Raw genomic sequence first — 18,673 nt, 5'->3', positions numbered from 1 at the left:
GCTCGCACGTGCGCCCCGCTCCCGGCCGCGGAGTCGTCGGGGGCGCGCGCGGGGTGGGGGTATCGCGAGCGACACGGTGGCTCGCTGACCGTGCGGGCGCCCGCCGACCGGGCATCCTTGGGTCGTGACGACCGCCCGGGCCATGGCCGCCTCGCTGCTGCTCGTGGCGGGGGCGACCACCGCGTGCGGCACGTCCACACCCGGACCGGACGCAGGAGGAACCACCGTGCAGGGGACGAACGACGGCAGCAGCACGACGGCGACCACGGCGACCACGGGAGGACGGCTCGTGGTGACGGTCACCGATGGCGCGGGCGCGTCGCCACGCCGGACGACCCTCGCGTGCGACCCCGTCGGAGGCGACCACCCGGACGCGGCGGCGGCGTGCGCCGCGCTGGCGGCCGCGTCCGACGGTGGGCGCGACCCCTTCGCGCCCACCCCGGCCGACGCCGTGTGCACCCAGCTCTACGGCGGTCCGCAGACCGCGACCGTGACGGGCACCTGGCGAGGGGCGCCGGTCGACGCCCGCTTCGACCGCACGAACGGGTGCGAGATCTCGCGCTGGGACGCCCTCGGGGCCCTGCTCGGCCGCGGCGGCGCGTGACCGGGGGTCACGTGGCCGGGGTCAGCCGCAGGCGGTCCCAGTCGGGCTGCAGGTCGGAGTAGAGCGTGGCGGGCGGCGGGGCACCGGGTGCCGGGTTGTTCGCCGTGAGGTTGCGCACGCCGGTCCCGTCGGGTCGCATGGGGGGTGACTCGGGTTCGGCTGCCCACTCGACGAGGGCGACGCGCCCTCTCGACGGGGGTCAATCGTCCTCTCGACGGGGCGGCCAGGTGGAGAGGGAGCGGCGGGTGGTGAAGCGGCGCGGCGTACCGTCGACGGGGTCGTCGAAGGCGAGCACCGCCGAGACCAGCTGCAGCGCAGGGGTTTCCGCGTCGCGCACGGTGCCGGGCGGTGGGGTGCGGTCGACCGGGTAGAGCGGGTCGCCGACGATGGGGATGCCGAGACCGCTCAGCTGGGCGCGCAGCTGGTGGGTGCGCCCCGTGCGCGGGGTCAGCCGGTAGAGGCCCAGACCGTCGCACTGCTCGAGCAGCTCGACGAGGGTGTCGGCGTTGGGCTCGCCGGGCACCTCGCGGGCCTGGTGCACGCCGTGCTCCTTGAGCAGCCGGGTGCGGCGCACGAGGGGCAGCTCCAGGTCGTCGCGCACCGGCGCCACGGCGAGGTACTCCTTGTGCACGCGCCCCTGCGCGAACAGCGACTGGTACGCGCCGCGCCACCGCTGCTCGGTCGTCAGCAGCAGCACCCCCGCCGTCGGCCGGTCGAGGCGGTGGGCGGGGGCGAGCCGGTCGAGGCCGGTGACGACCCGGGCCCGGGCGAGGGCGCTGCCGGCGACGTGGTCACCGCGCGGCATCGTCGCCATGTCGTGGGGCTTGTCGACGACGACGAGCCGCTCGTCGCGGTGCCGCACGACGACGTCCTCGGCGAGCGGCGGCTCGGTGGGCAGGTCACGGTGCGCCCACACGACCGAGCGGGGCACGAAGGCCGCGTCGGCCGGCACGGGTCGCCCTGAGGCGTCGACGAACTCGCCCTCCCGCAGCATCCGGTCTACCTCGTCCGCCGACAGGCCGGCCGCGAGACGCTCGACGAGGTGGTCGCGCAGCGTGCGCCACGGACCGCCCTGCGGCATCCGGTAGCGCTGCGCGTCGACCCCCTGCCGCGGCGGCAGCGGCGAGGCGGGGATGCCTCCCCTGGCCACGTCAGTGCTCCCCCGCCGGTACCGGCGTCACGCGGCGTCCGGGTCGAGCACCGCCAGCTCGACGTCCGTGCCGAGGAAGCGCCCGTACCCCTGGGCCGCGGCCTCGAGCTGCCGCCGTCGCCGGGCGGACATCGCGGCGAAGGGGCTGACCTCGACGACCACCCCGCCACGGCGGGCGACGCGACGCCACGTGCCGGCGACCTCACCGTCGACGACGAGGGTGGGCTTGAAGACCATGTTGCGGCCGGGCACGACGGCCCGGAAGCGCTCGGGTGGCAGCGACACGTCACGGGAGCGGTACCCGAGCAGCAGCTCGTCCCACTGCGGCAGCAGGTGCACGCCGGCATCGGGGTGACCACCCCCGGAGGCGGGTCCGGCGTCGGCGTTCGTGAGCCACGTCGTCCCGTCGACCTCCTCGCGCTCGAGGCGGTCGCCCAGCAGCGCCAGCGCCTCCCGGGTGAAACCGAGCGGGCGCAGCATCCAGCCGGCGACGTCCTTCTCCGTCACGGGACCGTGCCCCCGCACGTACCGCTCCACGACCGTGGCCATCGCCTCCTCCCGCCCGGGCGCGAGGGGGCGCGGCACCCAGGAGTCGATGAGCACGAAGCTCGGCTGGCGACCGATGAGGGGCCCCTGGCACAGCAGGCCGGTCATGCAGTGGTGGCCGACGAGGTGGTAGGCGCGCTGGTCGGTCGGGTCGATGCCGTGCTCGACGAGCAGCGCGACGACGTCGGGCCGGCTCATCGGCTCACGCAGGTGGGTCTCGAACAGCTCACCGCTGCGCTCGATGCCGGCCTCGGTGATGCCGAGCTGGGCGTACCTCGACACGAGCGCGCCGGCGCGCGGGGACGCCAGCAGCCGGCACATCCAGCGGGCGTCCTCGGCGGCGACCCAGTGGATCGTGCCGCGCATGGGCCACGTGCGCACGATCTCGCGGCGGTCCACCGCCTCCGCGAGATCGGCGGCCGTGAGCCCCGAGCGCACACCGAGCGACCAGACGCCCGAGCCGTGGTCCTGGGCCTGCAGCGCGCCGAGCGCCCGCACGACGTCGAGGGCGGATGCCGGTGCCGCCGCGTCGCCGAGGGCCGGGGCCAGCCCGAGCGCGGCCATCCGCTGACGGCGGAACGCCGTCGTGACCCGGGCGTGCACGGCTCAGCCCAGGACGGCCGGCCCGAACTGGGCCTTGAGGTCGCCGAACAGCGCGGACGTGGCCGTGACCCGGTGTCCGTCGCCGAGGGACATGAGCACCGAGCGGCCCGGCTGCACGAGCCGCAGCTGCACCTCGGTCGCCCCGGGGTGCTCGCGCAGGATCTCCTTGAGGCGCTCGGCCCGCGCCGTCGTCACCTGGGCCACCGGCATCGAGAGCACGACCGGTCCGCGCGGGCCCTCCTTGATGTCGGGGAGGGTGAGCTCCTGCGCGAAGATCGAGATGGAGTCGTCGCGCGCGCTGACCCGGCCCTTGACGGCGCAGACGGTGTCCTGGGCCAGCATCGTCGAGAACATCATGTACGACGACGGGAAGAACAGGCACTCGACGGCGCCGTCGAGGTCCTCGACCGTCGCGATGGCCCAGAGGTCGCCCTTCTTCGTCCGCTTCAGCTGCAGGCTCGTGATGAGACCGGCCACCGTGACGGGCGTGCCGTCGGGCTTGGGGTCGTCGCCCATGAGCGAGGCGATCGAGGTGTCGGCGTGGGTGGCGAGGATGTGCTCGATGCCGAAGAGCGGGTGGTCGCTGACGTAGAGACCGAGCATCTCTCGCTCGAACGAGAGGAGGCTGGCCTTGTCCCACTCCATCGTCGGCACGGGCGGGAGTCCGTCGAAGGCGCCCGCTCCCCCGCCGGCGTCGTCGACGTCGCCCATGAGGGCCCCGAAGAGGCTGTCCTGGCCGATGGCCTCCTGCTTCTTGACCTCGACGAGGGCGTCGATGTACCGCTCGTGCACCTCGACCATGCCGCGGCGGCTCTCGCCGAGCGAGTCGAAGGCGCCACCCTTGATGAGCGACTCGATGGTGCGCTTGTTGCAGACGACCGCCGGCACCTTGGACAGGAAGTCCTTGAACGAGCCGTAGGCGCCCTTCTCCTCGCGAGACCTGACGATGGCCTCGACGACGGGCAGGCCGACGTTGCGGATGGCGGCGAGACCGAAGCGGATGTCGGTGCCGACGGCGGCGAAGTTGGCCACCGACTCGTTGACGTCGGGCGGCAGCACCTTGATGCCCATGTGCCGGCACTCGTTGAGGTAGAGCGCCGACTTGTCCTTGTCGTCGCGCACGCTCGTGAGCAGGGCGGCCATGTACTCGGCCGGGTAGTTGGCCTTGAGGTACGCGGTCCAGTACGAGACGAGCCCGTAGGCCGCGGTGTGGGCCTTGTTGAACGCGTAGTCGGAGAAGGGGACGAGCACGCCCCAGAGGGCCGCGATCGAGGCCTCGGTGAAGCCCTGCGCCTTCATGCCCTCGGAGAAGGGCACGTACTCGGCGTCGAGCACCTCCTTCTTCTTCTTGCCCATGGCCCGGCGCAGCAGGTCGGCGTTGCCGAGGGTGTACCCGGCGAGCTTCTGCGCGATCTCCATGACCTGCTCCTGGTAGATCACCAGGCCGTACGTCATGCCGAGGATGGGGTCGAGGGCGTCGACCATCTCCTGCTGCAGCTTGCCCGCCAGCTGGGGGTCCAGCGGGGTCAGCTCCTGCTTGCCGTTCTTGCGCAGGGCGAAGTTCGTGTGGGCGTTGACACCCATCGGGCCGGGTCGGTAAAGCGCGAGGGCGGCCGAGATGTCCTCGAAGTTGTCGGGCTGCATGAGGCGCAGCAGCGCCCGCATGCCGCCGCCGTCGAGCTGGAAGACGCCGAGGGTGTCACCGCGGCCGAGCAGCTCGTACGTCGCCCGGTCGGTCATGTCCTTCGACAGCGCGTCGAGGTCGATCTCCTCGTCGCGGTTGCTGCGGATGTTGTCGATGGCGTCGTCGAGGATGGTGAGGTTGCGCAGCCCGAGGAAGTCCATCTTGACCAGGCCGAGCGACTCGCAGCTCGGGTAGTCGAACTGGGTGATGACCTGGCCGTCCTGCAGCCGCTTCATGATCGGGATGACGTCGACGAGCGGCTCGCTGCTCATGATGACGCCGGCGGCGTGCACGCCCCACTGGCGCTTCAGGCCCTCGAGGCCCTTCGCGGTCTCGACGACCTCCTGGAAGTACGGCTCGGTCTGCACGAGCGCGCGGAAGTCGCCGCCCTCGTTGTACCGCTTGTGCTCGGGGTTGTAGATCTCGGCGAGGGGCACGCCCTTGCCCATGACGTCCGGTGGCATCGCCTTCGTCAGCTGCTCGCCGACGCTGAAGGGGTGCCCCATGACGCGGGCGGCGTCCTTGACGGCCTGCTTGGCCTTGATGGTGCCGTAGGTGACGATCTGGGCGACGCGCTCCGAGCCGTACTTCTCGGTGACGTAGCGGATGACCTCACCGCGCCGGCGCTCGTCGAAGTCGACGTCGAAGTCGGGCATCGACATGCGCTCCGGGTTGAGGAAGCGCTCGAAGATGAGGCCGTGGGGCACTGGGTCGAGGTCGGTGATGCCCATGGCGTACGCGCACATCGAGCCTGCGCCCGACCCGCGCCCCGGACCCACCCGGATGCCGTTGCGCTTGGCCCAGTTGATGAAGTCGGCGACGACGAGGAAGTAGCCCGGGTAGCCCTTGGAGACGATGACGTCCTGCTCGAAGGCGGCCTGCTTGACGGCGTAGTCGGGCACGCCGTCGGGGAACCGGCGACGCAGCCCGGTCTCGACCTCCTTGATGAACCACGAGGTCTCGCTCTCACCCTCGGGGCAGGGGAAACGGGGCATGTAGCGCCCCTCGCCCTCGGTGAAGGAGACCTCGCAGCGCTCGGCGATCTCGAGGGTGTTGTCGCACGCCTCGGGCAGCTCGCGCCACACGTGGCGCATCTCGGCGGCCGACTTGAGGTAGAAGTCGTCGGCGTCGAACTTGAAACGGCCCGGGTCCATGAGGGTGCTGCCCGACTGCACGCAGAGCAGGGCGGCGTGGGCCCGGGCGTCCTCGGCCTTGGTGTAGTGCAGGTCGTTCGTGGCCACGAGCGGCAGCTTGAGGTCGCGGGCGAGACGGATGAGGTCCTTCTGCACGCGCCGCTCGATGTCGAGCCCGTGGTCCATGAGCTCGCAGTAGACGTTCTCGGCGCCGAAGATGTCACGCAGGTCGGATGCCGTCTGGCGGGCCTCGTCGTACTGGCCGAAGCGCAGCCGGGTCTGGATCTCGCTGCTCGGGCAGCCCGTCGTGACGATGAGGCCCTTGCCGTAGGTCGAGAGCAGCTCGCGGTCGATGCGGGGCCACTTCGTGTAGACCTGGTCGAGGCTCGCGATCGAGGTCATCCGGAAGAGGTTGTGCATGCCCACGTTGTCCTGCGCGAGCATCGTCATGTGGGTGTAGGCACCGCCACCGGAGATGTCGTCGCGCCCACCGTCGCCCCAGCTGATCTTCGTGCGGTCGGTGCGGTGGGTGCCCGGGGTGATGTACGCCTCGACGCCGATGATCGGCTTGACGCCGGTGCCCTGCGCCTTCTTCCAGAACTCGTAGGCGCCGAAGACGTAGCCGTGGTCGGTCGTGGCGAGGGCCGGCATCCCCATGCGGGCCGCCTCGCTGAAGAGGTCACCGATGCGGGCGGCCCCGTCGAGCATCGAGTACTCCGTGTGCACGTGGAGGTGGACGAAGCTCGGGTCGTTCGGGGCGGCGCTCTGGGTCGACATCGTGGACGAGTCTAAGCCTCACCGGAGACAGCCTCGGCGTGTCGGGGTGGGCCCCGGCGGGGCGCCCACGGCACCGGGTGGCGGAGCCCGCCACCCGGCATCCTCAGAAGGTGGCGGCGACGTCGAGCGCGTGCTGCAGGTCGGCCGGGTACCGGCTCTCGAAGTGCACGTACTCGCCCGTACCGGGGTGCTCGAAGCCGAGGCCCATCGCGTGCAGCCACTGCCGGTCGAGGCCGAGGCGGGCGGAGAGGGTCGGGTCGGCGCCGTACATCGGGTCGCCGCAGCAGGGGTGCTTGAGCGCGGCGAAGTGCACGCGGATCTGGTGCGTGCGGCCGGTCTCGAGGTGGACCTCGAGCAGGCTGGCGCGCCGGAAGGCCTCGATCACCTCGTAGTGCGTCACCGACGGCTTGCCGCTCTTCATGACGGCGAACTTGTAGTCGTGACCGGGGTGGCGACCGATGGGGGCGTCGACGGTGCCGACGAGCGGGTCGGGCAGGCCCTGGACGAGCGCGTGGTAGGTCTTGTCGACCGTGCGGCTGCGGAAGGCCTGCTTGAGGCGGGAGTACGCGTACTCGCTCTTGGCCACGACCATGAGGCCCGAGGTGCCGACGTCGAGGCGGCTGACGATGCCCTGACGCTCGGCCGCCCCGGACGTCGAGATGCGGTAGCCCGCGGCGGCGAGGCCGGAGACGACGTCGGGGCCCTCCCAGCCGACGCTCGGGTGCGCGGCCACCCCGACGGGCTTGTCGACGACGACGATGTCGTCGTCGTCGTGCACGATGCGCATGCCGGGCACGGCCTCGGGCCGCACGACCGGGCCGGGTCGCTGCTCCCCGGCCGTGGGGAGGGAGACCTCGAGCATCGCCCCGGAGCCGAGCCGGTCGCTTTTGCCCGCCGTCCTGCCGTCGAGCACGACGTGGCCGCCGGCGGCGAGCTCGGCCGCGCGGGTGCGGCTGACCCCGAAGAGACGGGCCACGCCGGCATCCACCCGCTCGCCCTCGAGCCCCTCGGGCACGAGCACGGTGCGCACCTCAGGCATGGCTCGAGGTGTCGTCGGTGGAGCGGTGGGCGGTGCGGTCAGCGTCGGTGTCCGTCTCGGCGGCGTCCGTCTCGGCGGCCTTGCGGTCGCGGTCACGCACCCCGTCGACGCCGATGCCGAGGAGGGCGAGCAGCACGATGAGCACGGCCGCGGACACGATCCAGATGTCGGCGACGTTGCCGATGAACCATCGGTTGTAGTCGATGAAGTCGACGACGTGACCCTGCCCACCGCCCGGTGGGCGCACGAACCGGTCGGTGAGGTTGCCGAGCGCGGCGCCGAGCAGCATGCCGAGGGCGACCGCCCAGACGCGCGAGCCGAGCCCCTTGGCGACGACGACGATGGCGACGAGCACCCCGACGGCGATGGCCGTCATGACCCACGTGTTGCCGGCGCCGAGCGACAGCGCCGCGCCGGGGTTGCCGATGAGGGTGAAGCGGATGAGCTCGCCGATAAAGGGCCGTGACCGACCGTCGTCGAGCAGGTCTAGGGCGACGAGCTTGGTCAGCTGGTCGCTGGCGTAGGCGAGCACCGCGACCACGCCGAGCAGCGTGAAGAGGCGTCGGCGACGGTGCGGCGACACGTGGCGGGTGCCCGGCCCGTCGGCCGACGGCCCGCGGGAGGGCGCGACCGTTCCCTCGTGGGGTGGGTCGTCGGGGCCGCGGCGGGGGCCGGCGTCGACGGGGCGGGGGCTCAGTGGCGGTTCTGCTTGGCTTGGCATGACATGCACAGGGTCGCACGCGGGCGGGCCTGCAGTCGAAGCTTGCCGATCGGGTTGCCACAGTTCTCGCACATGCCGTACGTGCCGGCCTCGAGCTGCTCGAGGGCGTGCTCGGCCTGGTCGAGCGAGGCCCGGGCGTTGGCGGCGAGGGCGATCTCGTGCTCGCGCTCGGCGGTCTTCGACCCGGCGTCGGCCTGGTCGTCGCCCGCGCCGTCACCGGTGGAGCGGAGCAGCTGGTCGAGCTCCTCCTCGGCGAGGGCCAGCTCACGGCGGTGCTCCTCGATCTCCTCGACGAGGATGCCGCGCTGCTCGGTGATCTCCTCCGGGCTCCACGGGCTCTCGTCGTCCTTGACGCGCAGCTTCTCGGCGATCGTGCTCGCCGGCGCCGTGCGGGTCGCGCTGCGCGCGGTTCGTGCCTGGGTCACTGTGGTCTTCCTCGCGGCCTTGGTCGCCGCGGCCCCCGAGCGGGCCGGGGTGCTGGGCGGAGTGGACGTGCTGGCCGACGTCTTCTTCGTCGCCCTCGGTGAGGTGGTGCTGGCGGTGCCTGTCGTGCTGCCGGTCGTCGTGCGTGACGCCCTCGTGGCCTTCTTCGGAGCCGAGGACGTCGCGGACGGCTTCGTCGTACCCCGTGCGGCCCCGGCGTTCGTCGCGCGGGCCCTGCCCGCACCAACGAGCGAGGATGCCGTCGCGTTCCGGGCCGCGGCACCGGCCTTCGCGGGCGCCGTGGTCGCCGTCTTCGCAGGTGCCTTGGTCGCCTTCTTCGTGGCCGCCGTGGTCGCCTTCTTGGCGGGCGCCGTGGTCGCCTTCTTGGCGGGCGCCGTGGTCGCCTTCTTGGCGGGCGCCGTGGTCGCCTTCTTGGCGGGCGCCGTGGTCGCCTTCTTCGTGGCCGCCGTGGTCGCCGTCTTGGCGGGTGCCGTGGTCGCCGTCTTCGTGGCGGCCTTGGCCGGCGCGGTCTTCGTGGCGGCCTTGGCCGGCGCGGTCTTCGTCGCGGTCTTGGAAGGCGCGGTCTTCGTCGCGGCCTTCACCGGCGCAGTCTTCGTCGCCACAGCCTTCGCGGTCGTGGACGTCGTCGCAGTCTTCTTCGCAGCCATCTCGCCCTCCATGGCCCTCGGCCGTCGACGCCCCTCGAGTGGGCCCGACAATAGGGGTCGCATCGGCACGGCACAATCGCGAAACGCGCAGCGGACACGCGGATGTCGGCGCGGACGCGGGCCTCGAGGTCGACCACCGCGGCCCGGCGCGGCCCCGGACGTCAGCCCACCGGCATCCGGCGGGTGCGGGGACGGCAGGAGGCCACCCCGAGCGCGTGCCCGAGGTGGCCTCCCGACCGGTGGTGCGTGCGATCAGCCCTGGGTGGGCTTGCCGTCCTTCGTGTCCTGCGCCGGCGTGCCCTCGGGCGCCTCGGCGGCCTCGGTCGCCGCGTCGCCGTCGGTGGACCCGGTGGGCTCCGTGGACCCGGTCGGCTCGGTGGCCGGGGCTCCCTCGGGGGCGACCTCGGGCTCCTGCTCGTTGTGGTCGAGCTCGTGCAGCTGCCCCTCGATGTACGAGCGCAGGTTGCTGCGGTAGCTCTGCTCGAACCCGCGCAGCTCGTCGATCTGACGGCCGAGGAGGCTCTTCTGCTGCTCGAGCTCCTCGAGCACGGCCGCCTTCTGCTGCTGCGCCTGGGCGACCATGCCGGTGGCGCGCTCGCGCGCCTCGGTGAGCATCTGGTCGCGCTCGGCGCCGGCAGCAGCGAGCATCTCGTCGCGCTGCTTCGTCGCCGCCGAGATCATCTCGTCGCGCTGCGCCGCGGCCTCCTCGGCGAGCCGCTGGGCCGTGGCCTGCGCCTCGTCGTGCGTGCTCTGGCCGCTTCCGACGAGCTCGTCGTAGCGTGCCTGACCGGTCGACAGCAGCTCGGCGTGGCGGCTCTCGGCCTCCGCGATGAGGCTGGCGTGGCGCTGCTCGGCCTCGCTGACGAGCGCCTGGTGGCGGCTCTCGGCCTCGGCGACGAGCTCGTCGCGACGGGCCTCACCGGCGGCGACGTGCTCGTCGTGCAGGCGCTGGGCGAGCTGGATGACGCCGGCGGCGTCGAGTCCCGACGTCGCCGCGCCACCTGCGGCGCCCGCGGCCACACCGGCGAAGGCGGCCGGGGCGGCCGACCGGCCGGCCTCGTCGCCCTCCCCCTCGCCGGAAGCGTCGGCGGCGGCACCCGAGGTGTCGTCGGGCACGTCGGCGGTGCGGTCGGCGGTGTGGTCGGAGGCGGCGCGCTCACGGGCCACTGCGGCATCCTTCTCGGCCTGCTCGGCCTCCGCTTGCGCCTTCTCGATGCGCGCCCTGGCGTCGGCCTCGGCCTGCTCGGCCTCCTTCTCGGCGGCGGCGACGCGGTCGGCGGCCGCACGGGTGGCGCGCTCGGCGTCGTCCACCTTGGCGCTCGCGGTGCCGGCGCGCTCGTCGTCCGTCGCCGCCGTGGCTCCCGTGGCAGCGGCGGCGCCGGTCGCGTCGCTCGCCCGCACCGCGGGCTGGTTCTTGCTCGCCCGGCAGTCGTTGAGCTGCTTGAGGTAGTCGTCACGCTGCTCGATGAGCGAGCGCATCTCGGCGACGATCTCGTCGAGGAAGTCGTCGACGTCGCGCTCCTCGTAACCCCGACGGAACTGCGTGGTCTGGAAGTGCTTGTTGAGCACCTGCTCGGGCGTAAGCGCCATGTGTCACCTCGGTCGGACGGAAAGGGTCGTGGCCACGTTATCGGCCCGCCCGACGCGCCGCCAAAGGGCTCGGCGCAACCCCCGTTCGGGGGGTCAGGCGAAGAAGCCCGGGAGGTTCAGCGCCACGGAGGTCAGCAGCATGAGCACGAGGAAGGAGAGGTCGAGGCGCATGCCGCCGATGGCCGGCGACGGCACGACCTTGCGCAGCGCCCGCAGCGGCGGGTCGGTCACGGTGTAGATCGCCTCGGCGACGACGAGCAGCGCACCCGAGGGCTTCCACGAGCGGGCGAGCACCTGGACCCAGTCGATGACGAACCGGCCGATCAGAGCGATGAAGAAGGTGAACACCACCACTCCGTACACGGTCCAGAACGCATCCATGGGACCAGTGTGACCGAAGAGTGGTGGTGTTCGTAATCGACCGCTGCAGAACGCCGGTCGTCGGTCAGCTCTGGTTGAAGAAGTTGCGCGTCGTGGCGACCGGCGCCTCGGGCTCGTCGGCGGCGACCTCGACGTGCGCCGGCGAGAGCAGGAACACCTTCGAGGTGACCCGCTCGATGGTGCCGTGCAGGCCGAAGACGAGGCCGGCGGCGAAGTCGACGAGACGCTTGGCGTCGGCGTCGTCCATGTCGCTGAGGTTCATGATGACCGGCACCTGGTCACGGAACCACTCACCGATGTTCTTGGCCTCGTTGTACGTGCGCGGGTGGATGGTCGTGATTCGGCTCAGGCCGCCCACCTCGGTCTCCCGCACGACGGCCGCGACGGGGCGCTTCGTCGGCAGCTGCGTGACGGCGGCGGTGTGCTCCGGCTCGTCGTACGCGTCGTGCTCGTCGTAGCCGTCGTCGTCGTAGCGCTGCTGCGCGCGCGGGTCCTCCTCGCTGAGTCCGAGGTACACCATCGTCTTGCGCAGTGCCCCTGCCATGGCCAACTCCCAGTGGAACGATCGTTCGATGTGCGGTCGCAGGCGACGTTACAGAACGGCCGTCCGCGAACCGAGGATTGCGGTCCCGACACGCAGGTGAGTCGCCCCGTGCGCGACCGCGGCCTCGAGGTCACCACTCATGCCCGCCGAGATCCAGTGCGCGTCAGGGTGTTTCGACCGGATGCCGTCAGCCAGCTCGCGCAGCCGCGCGAAGGCGGGCGCGGGGTCGGCGTCGAGCGGCGCCACGGCCATGACGCCGCGCAGCCGCAGCCCGTCGTGGCCGGCGACACGGTCGGCGAGCGTGGCCGCCTCGTCAGGTCGTACGCCGCCGCGTCCCTGCTCGTCGTCGAGGCCGACCTGCACGAGCACGTCGACGTCACGGCCGGACGCCTGCGCACCACGGGCGAGCGCGTCGACGATCTTGGCCCGGTCGGCCGACTGGACGACGTCGGCGTAGCCGGCCACGTGCCCGGCCTTGTTCGACTGCAGCTGACCGATGAAGTGCACGGTGGGCGCGTCGGCGCCGAGGCGCTCGCGGAGCTCCGCCACCTTCTCACCGGCCTCCTGGTCGCGGTTCTCGCCGATGTCGCGCACCCCGAGCTCGTGCAGGGCCAGGACGTCCTCGAGCGGGAAGCGCTTCGTCACGACGACGAGGGTGAGGTCGGCGGGGTCGCGACCGGCGTCCGCGCACGCCCGCTCGATGCGCTCGGTGACCTGTGCGAGCGAGCGCTCCAGCTCGGCCCGCCGACCGGCATCCGCCCCGCCGCTCACGCGGCCACCTCGCGGAGGGCGACGACCGCGGCGAAGCGGCCGGTGCGACCGTCGCGGCGGTAGGAGTAGAGGTCGCCGTCCTCCCGCGTGCAGCCGGGCAGCCACTGCACCACCACGCGTCGGGCGGACAGGCGCTCGACCACGCCGGCGGCGACGTCGACGGCGGGGGTGCCGGCCCACGACCGCGCGAGGGCGGACGGGGCGACGTGTGCGACGTCGCGCGCCATGGCCTCCGGCACCTCGTAGCACCGCCCGCAGACCGACGGGCCCACGACCGCGCTGAGGTGGCGGGCACCGCGCTCGGCAAGGGCGTCGACGGCGCGGTCGACCACCCCGGCGAGCAGGCCCGGGCGGCCCGCGTGGACCGCCGCGACGACCCCGGCGTCGGCGTCGTGCAGGAGCACCGGCACACAGTCGGCGACGAGCGCGGCGAGGGCGAGGCCCGGGGTCGCCGTCACGGCGGCGTCCGCCTCCGGCGCGTCACCCGACCACGGGCCGGTGGCATGGGCGACGGTGTCGCCGTGCACCTGGGCGAGGAACAGCAGGTGGTCGCGGTCGACGCCCATAGCCGACGCGACCTCGTGGCGGTTCTGCTCGACCGTCACCGGGTCGTCCCCGACGTGACCGCCGAGGTTGAGGCCGGTGAAGGGGGCCGCCCCGCGGCCGGCGCCCCGGCCGGTCACGGCCAGCTCGACGGCAGGCAGCCCCGGGGCCCGCGGGGGCACGGTCGATCGCCAGAAGAACACCCCCTCAACCTACCGAGCGGCGCGGCGACGGGTGCGCGTGGGCGGCCGGGTGCGGAGGGGCCGGCTGCGGATGGGCGGGGTGGGCACCGGCGACCACCGGCCTTCACACGACGAGACCCCCACGGCCCGAGGGCGGTGGGGGTCTCGTCGTGCGGGCGGCCGGAGCCGCCCGCGTCACTTGAGGAAGTCGGGGACGTCGAGCTCGTCGTCGTTCTCGAACGTCACCTGGCGCGGCGGCGTGCCGGCGCCCTGCTGCGGCTGGGCCTGCTGCTGACCGTAGCCGCCCTGCTGCTGACCCTGCTGACCGGACTGGCCGCCCTGCCCCTCGTGCGCGGGCTCGCCCTGACCGCCCTGACCTTGCTGGGGGGCGACCGCCGGGACTGCCTGCACCGGCCGCTGGGACTGCTGCTGGGACTGCTGCTGACCGCCCTGGTGCTGCGACTGCTGCTGGGCCGGGGCCGCGGGCTGGCGCTGCTGCTGCTGCGCCGACCGGCCCATGACCTGCCCGAGGGCCCGGTCGTCGTCGCGGCGCATGGGGCCGCCGGCGTCGAAGCCGGCCGCGATGACGGTGACGCGGACCTCGTCGCCGAGGGCGTCGTCGATGACGGCACCGAAGATGATGTTGGCCTCGGGGTGCGCGGCCTCCTGGACGAGCCGGGCGGCCTCGTTGATCTCGAAGAGGCCGAGGTCGGAGCCACCCTGGACCGAGAGCAGCACACCGTGGGCCCCGTCGATGGAGGCCTCGAGCAGCGGGCTGCTGATGGCGAGCTCGGCGGCCTGGACGGCGCGGTCCTCGCCGCGGGCGGAGCCGATGCCCATGAGGGCCGAGCCGGCGCCCTGCATGACCGACTTGACGTCGGCGAAGTCGAGGTTGATCAGGCCCGGCGTCGTGATGAGGTCGGTGATGCCCTGCACACCGGAGAGCAGCACCTGGTCGGCCGAACGGAAGGCGTCCATCATCGAGACGTTGCGGTCGCTGATCGACAGCAGCCGGTCGTTGGGGATGACGATGAGGGTGTCGACCTCCTCCCGGAGGCTGCCGATGCCCGACTCTGCCTGGTTGGCACGACGGCGACCCTCGAAGGTGAAGGGCCGCGTGACGACACCGATGGTCAGGGCGCCGATGCCCCTGGCGATGCGGGCCACGACGGGCGCGCCACCGGTTCCGGTGCCGCCGCCCTCGCCGGCGGTGACGAAGACCATGTCGGCCCCGCGCAGGACCTCCTCGATCTCCTCCGCGTGGTCCTCGGCCGCCTTCTTCCCGACCTCGGGGTCGGCGCCGGCGCCGAGCCCTCGGGTCAGCTCACGGCCGACGTCGAGCTTGACGTCGGCGTCGCTCATGAGCAGCGCCTGCGCGTCGGTGTTGATGGCGATGAACTCGACGCCCTTGAGTCCGACCTCGATCATCCGGTTGATGGCGTTGACGCCACCACCACCGATTCCGACGACCTTGATGACGGCCAAGTAGTTCTGCGGTGCTGCTGCCACGTGAGTGGGCCTTCCTGGGTGATGACGGTCGATGCCGGTGCTGGTGGTGCGGGTGATCAGCGTGGTCGTGCGTGGTCGTGCATGGCCGGACGCTGCGGTTCCGTGGCTCAACCTTCAACGTCGACGTAAAGGTTACAGTTCGGTCACGGCCGTGGTGCCCTGACCGTATGACGTCGGCCCGAGCGGCGGCAACCCGGCCCCCGGCGTGTCGGGCCGCCATCATCGCAGGTCGTCGACCCGGGAGGCCCGACACACCCTCGACCTCGCCTCGAAGGACGGGCCGCCACACCGGCATCCGCTGCCTGTCCGAGCGTGACGGCGCGCGGCGGTGACCACTCGACGGGGGCTGGGCGCCCTCTCGACGGGGTCAGCGGGTGACGGGCGAGGAGGGCACGCTCACGTCGATGGTGCCGGTCGACTCCTTGACGAGGATGGCGACGAGGCGGGCCTTCGTCGCGGCCTCGCCAGGTCCGCCCCAGACGACGGTGCGCTTCGTTCCCTTCACGGTGAGGCTGAAGGTCACCTGGTCGGCGGCCGAGACGCTCACGCCCGACACCTCCTTCTGCAGCCCGGCGTCGAGGGAGGACAGGGCCTGCCGGGCCGCGGTCACGCCCTCGGGCGTCACCTGCTGCGCCCCGGAGGTGACAAGCGGGATGCCCTTGGGCGGCGTGTCGGCGGTGCGCAGCACGACGCCCTCGCGGTCGACGACCTGGACCTCGCCGGAGGCGGTGCGGACGGCGAGGGCGGGCTCGCGGGGCGTGACATCGATGCGCACGGTGTGCGGCAGCGCCCGCTCGACGGTGACGTCCTTCCACTGCCGGTCGGACTCGACGCGGGTCACGGCAGCGTCGGTGTCGACCCGCAGCAGCGGGCCACCGAGGGGCACGTCGGCGAGCCGGCGCACCTGCGCCGCCTGGCTGCCGCTCACGCCGGTGACCTCGACGAGGTCGGCGGTGAGCAGGGGGCTGTACCAGCCGGCCCAGGCGAGCAGGCCGACGAGCAACAGGAGTCCGACCCCGATGCCGGCGAGCAGGCGCGGGCGTCGGCGGGCGGCGAGGGCGCGTCGCTCGAAGCGGGAGCGGGCCGACCCGAAGCCGGTGCCGCCGGTGGCACCGGTGCCGCCCGACCCACCGGTACGAGCGCGGTCGGTGCGGCGGGACCGCGTCAGCATCATCGGTCCCCCTCGGGGTCGCGACCGGCGGTGTCGTCGGTGTCGTGCTGCTCGAGCAGCCGCAGCACCTCCGGCCCGATCATGGTGACGTCGCCGGCGCCGACGGTGAGCACGAGGTCGCCGGGCCGTACGAGCCCGGCCACGAGGGGCGCCACGGCCGACCACGACGGCTCGTAGTGCACCTGCACCTCCGGTCGGGCGTCGGTGACGGCCCGCGCGACGAGCTCGCCGGTCACCCCGGGCTCGGGGTCCTCGCGGGCGGCGTAGACGTCCATGACGACGACGACGTCGGCCGGTGACAGTCCGGCGCCGAGACCGGCGGCGAAGTCACGCGTTCGGCTGTAGAGGTGGGGCTGGAAGACGACGACGAGCCGGCCCGAGCCGGCGACGAGACCGGCGGCCGTCTGCACCACGGCGGTGACCTTGCCGGCGTTGTGGGCGTAGTCGTCGACGAGGGCCACGCCACCGGCCTCGCCCTTGGGCTCGAAGCGGCGACGGGTGCCGGTGAAGGCGGCCAGCCCGTCGGCGACGGCGTCGGCCGGGCGGTCGAGGCCGTGCACCGCGGCGGCGTAGGCGGCGGCCGCGTTGAGGGCGTTGTGGCGGCCGGGCACGGCGAGCCGCAACGGCACCACCCGGTCGCCGTCGCGGAGGGTCACCGACGAGGTGAGCCCGTCGACGTGGTCGCCGAGCACGACGTCGGCGCCCTCGTCGAAGCCGTAGGTGACCGTGCGGATGCCACGACCGCGGGCCCGCTCGGCCAGCTCGCGGGAGCCGGCGTCGTCGGCGCACGTCACGAGCAGGCCACCGGGCGCGATGGTGCCCACGAAGGCGTCGTAGGCCGCCTGCACGACGTCGAAGCCCGAGTAGAAGTCGAGGTGGTCGGGCTGCACGTTCGTCACGATCGCCACCTCGGGGTGGTAGACGACGAACGAGCCGTCGCTCTCGTCGGCCTCCACGACGAAGACGTCGTCACGGCCGAGGTGCGCGTTGGTGCCGTGCCGGGCGAGCTCGCCACCGACCGCGAACGAGGGGTCGAGGCCGGTGCCCTGCAGCGCGACGGTCAGCATGGACGTGGTCGTCGTCTTGCCGTTGGCGCCGGCCACGGCCACACCACGGCGGCCCTGCATGAGCACGGCGAGCCCCTGGGCCCGGTGCAGCACCGGCAGCCCGCGCTCACGGGCGGCGACGAGCTCGGGGTTGTCGTCGCGGATGGACGAGCTCATGACGACGGCGTCGGCATCGCCGAGGTTGTCGGCGTCGAAGCCGACCCGGACGCCCGCCCCCTCCTTCGCCAGGGCGGCGAGCACCGGGACGTCGTTGGCATCGGTTCCCGAGACGGTCATGCCCCGGGCCAGCATGATGCGGGCGACGCCGGACATCCCGGCCCCGCCGATGGCGAGGAAGTGCACCCGGCCGAGGTCGTCGGCCGACGGCAGGGGCGCGGAGAAGTCGAACCGCGACGCCGCGAAGGGGTGGTCGACGGTGGGCGTACCCGCCCCGCCGTCGGTCGGCGTGCTCACGACGCACCCCCGGGGCGGCGCCCGTCGACCGCGCGCTCGACGAGGTCGGCGAGCAACTCGTCGGCCCGGGGCTCGCCGAGCGAGGCCGCGGCCCGCGCCATGCGGGTCAGCCGGTCGCCGTCGGTGGCCAGCGGCACGAGCACCGAGTCGACCCAGTCGGGGGTCAGCTGCGCGTCCTCGACGAGCAGCCCTCCCCCGCCGGTGACGACGTCGGCGGCGTTGAGCCGCTGCTCACCGTTGCCGATGGGCAGCGGCACGTAGACGGCGGGCAGGCCGACCGTCGTCAGCTCGCAGACCGTGTTGGCCCCCGACCGGGCGACGACGAGGTCGGCGACGGCGTAGGCGAGCTCCATGCGCTCGGCGTAGGGCACGACGACGTACGGCGCGCCCACCCCGGGACGCTCGGGGGTGAACTCCTTGTCGCGCCCGGTGACGTGCAGCACCTGCACCCCCCGGGCCGACAGGGTCGCCGCTCGCGCCGCGAACGCGTCGTTGAGGCGCTTGGCGCCGAGCGAGCCGCCCGTGACGAGCACCGTCGGCCAGTCGGGCTCGAGACCGAAGTGCGCGAGGGCAGCCGGTCGCAGGGCGGCCCGGTCGAGCGTCGTGATCTCGCGGCGCAACGGCATTCCGATGCGGGTCGCGTGGGGCAGCACGGTGTTCGAGAACGTCGTCGCGACGAACGGGGTGAAACGGGCCCCGACCCGGTTGGCCAGACCCGGGCGGGCGTTCTGCTCGTGCACGACGATGGGGATGCGGCGACGTCGGGCCGCGAGGTAGGCGGGGGTGCTGACGTAGCCACCGAAGCCGACGACGACCTGCGCCCCGGTCTCGTCGATGGCCGCCCCCGCGGCGTCGACGGCCCGCTTGAGGTTGCGCGGGAGCCGGGCGAGGTCGCCGCTGGGGCGCCGAGGCAGCGGCACCTTGGGCACGTAGCGCAGGGCGAAGCCACGGGCGGGCACGAGACGCGCCTCGAGGCCGGCCTCGGTGCCGAGGGCGGTGACGGTGACGTCGGGGTGGCGGCGCACGAGGGTGTCGGCGAGGGCGAGCAGCGGCGACACGTGGCCGGCCGTGCCCCCTCCCGCGAGCAGGACGGAGGTGGGTGCGGACATCGGGG

16 protein-coding genes are annotated in these 18,673 nt (G+C 73.1%); 1 reads left to right on the top strand and 15 read right to left on the bottom strand.

From position 1 onward, the window contains the following. The first annotated feature begins 124 nt into the window (after positions 1–124). Positions 125–604: an SSI family serine proteinase inhibitor gene (locus tag DFJ68_RS03060; protein ID WP_245963427.1), complete on the top strand. Its 480-nt coding sequence runs from the start codon at positions 125–127 to the stop codon at positions 602–604. Positions 605–803: 199 nt separating this feature from the next. Here DFJ68_RS03060 and DFJ68_RS03055 read toward each other — a convergent pair whose 3' ends face one another. The 15 genes from DFJ68_RS03055 to murG form a co-directional block, all read right to left on the bottom strand. Next, positions 804–1,754, bottom strand: coding sequence for a pseudouridine synthase (locus tag DFJ68_RS03055; protein ID WP_245963426.1), 951 nt, complete (start codon positions 1,752–1,754; stop codon positions 804–806). Positions 1,755–1,781: 27 nt separating this feature from the next. After that, positions 1,782–2,903, bottom strand: coding sequence for a winged helix DNA-binding domain-containing protein (locus DFJ68_RS03050; RefSeq protein ID WP_245963425.1), 1,122 nt, complete (start codon positions 2,901–2,903; stop codon positions 1,782–1,784). Positions 2,904–2,906: 3 nt separating this feature from the next. After that, complete coding sequence (gene dnaE / locus DFJ68_RS03045) at positions 2,907–6,497, bottom strand: DNA polymerase III subunit alpha (RefSeq protein ID WP_121030908.1); 3,591 nt, start codon at positions 6,495–6,497, stop codon at positions 2,907–2,909. Between the two features lie 103 nt (positions 6,498–6,600). Next, a complete protein-coding gene (locus tag DFJ68_RS03040; RefSeq protein ID WP_121030906.1) occupies positions 6,601–7,536 on the bottom strand; it encodes an RluA family pseudouridine synthase in 936 nt (311 codons plus the stop codon). After that, entirely contained in the window at positions 7,529–8,119 is a 591-nt protein-coding gene (lspA, locus tag DFJ68_RS03035; RefSeq protein WP_245963424.1) for a signal peptidase II, read from the bottom strand. Before lspA ends, DFJ68_RS03040 begins: the two co-directional genes overlap by 8 nt. A 110-nt stretch (positions 8,120–8,229) precedes the next feature. Further along, positions 8,230–9,282 carry a TraR/DksA family transcriptional regulator gene (locus DFJ68_RS18630; protein ID WP_245963423.1) on the bottom strand — a complete coding sequence of 351 codons (1,053 nt, stop codon included), beginning with the start codon at positions 9,280–9,282 and terminating at the stop codon, positions 8,230–8,232. A gap of 318 nt (positions 9,283–9,600) precedes the next feature. Then, positions 9,601–10,938 carry a DivIVA domain-containing protein gene (locus tag DFJ68_RS03020; protein WP_121030900.1) on the bottom strand — a complete coding sequence of 446 codons (1,338 nt, stop codon included), beginning with the start codon at positions 10,936–10,938 and terminating at the stop codon, positions 9,601–9,603. 93 nt (positions 10,939–11,031) lie between these two features. After that, positions 11,032–11,319: a YggT family protein gene (locus tag DFJ68_RS03015; protein ID WP_121030898.1), complete on the bottom strand. Its 288-nt coding sequence runs from the start codon at positions 11,317–11,319 to the stop codon at positions 11,032–11,034. Positions 11,320–11,383: 64 nt separating this feature from the next. Further along, entirely contained in the window at positions 11,384–11,863 is a 480-nt protein-coding gene (locus DFJ68_RS03010; RefSeq protein WP_121030896.1) for a cell division protein SepF, read from the bottom strand. A gap of 48 nt (positions 11,864–11,911) precedes the next feature. Beyond that, positions 11,912–12,634, bottom strand: coding sequence for a YggS family pyridoxal phosphate-dependent enzyme (locus tag DFJ68_RS03005; RefSeq protein ID WP_211333252.1), 723 nt, complete (start codon positions 12,632–12,634; stop codon positions 11,912–11,914). Then, entirely contained in the window at positions 12,631–13,380 is a 750-nt protein-coding gene (pgeF, locus tag DFJ68_RS03000; protein WP_121030894.1) for a peptidoglycan editing factor PgeF, read from the bottom strand. Before pgeF ends, DFJ68_RS03005 begins: the two co-directional genes overlap by 4 nt. A gap of 174 nt (positions 13,381–13,554) precedes the next feature. Next, entirely contained in the window at positions 13,555–14,868 is a 1,314-nt protein-coding gene (gene ftsZ / locus DFJ68_RS02995; RefSeq protein WP_121030892.1) for a cell division protein FtsZ, read from the bottom strand. 367 nt (positions 14,869–15,235) lie between these two features. After that, entirely contained in the window at positions 15,236–16,042 is an 807-nt protein-coding gene (locus DFJ68_RS02990; protein ID WP_121030890.1) for a cell division protein FtsQ/DivIB, read from the bottom strand. After that, complete coding sequence (gene murC / locus DFJ68_RS02985) at positions 16,039–17,559, bottom strand: UDP-N-acetylmuramate--L-alanine ligase (protein ID WP_420823646.1); 1,521 nt, start codon at positions 17,557–17,559, stop codon at positions 16,039–16,041. The genes DFJ68_RS02990 and murC overlap by 4 nt, the downstream gene beginning before the upstream one ends. Further along, complete coding sequence (gene murG / locus DFJ68_RS02980) at positions 17,556–18,668, bottom strand: undecaprenyldiphospho-muramoylpentapeptide beta-N-acetylglucosaminyltransferase (protein WP_121035028.1); 1,113 nt, start codon at positions 18,666–18,668, stop codon at positions 17,556–17,558. Before murG ends, murC begins: the two co-directional genes overlap by 4 nt. Between the last annotated feature and the right edge of the window lie 5 nt (positions 18,669–18,673).

It is taken from the genome of Terracoccus luteus (assembly GCF_003635045.1).
GTDB classification, from domain to species: domain Bacteria; phylum Actinomycetota; class Actinomycetes; order Actinomycetales; family Dermatophilaceae; genus Terracoccus; species Terracoccus luteus.
Note: the sequence above shows the minus strand (reverse complement) of the source record. Positions and strands in the feature narration are given on the sequence as shown.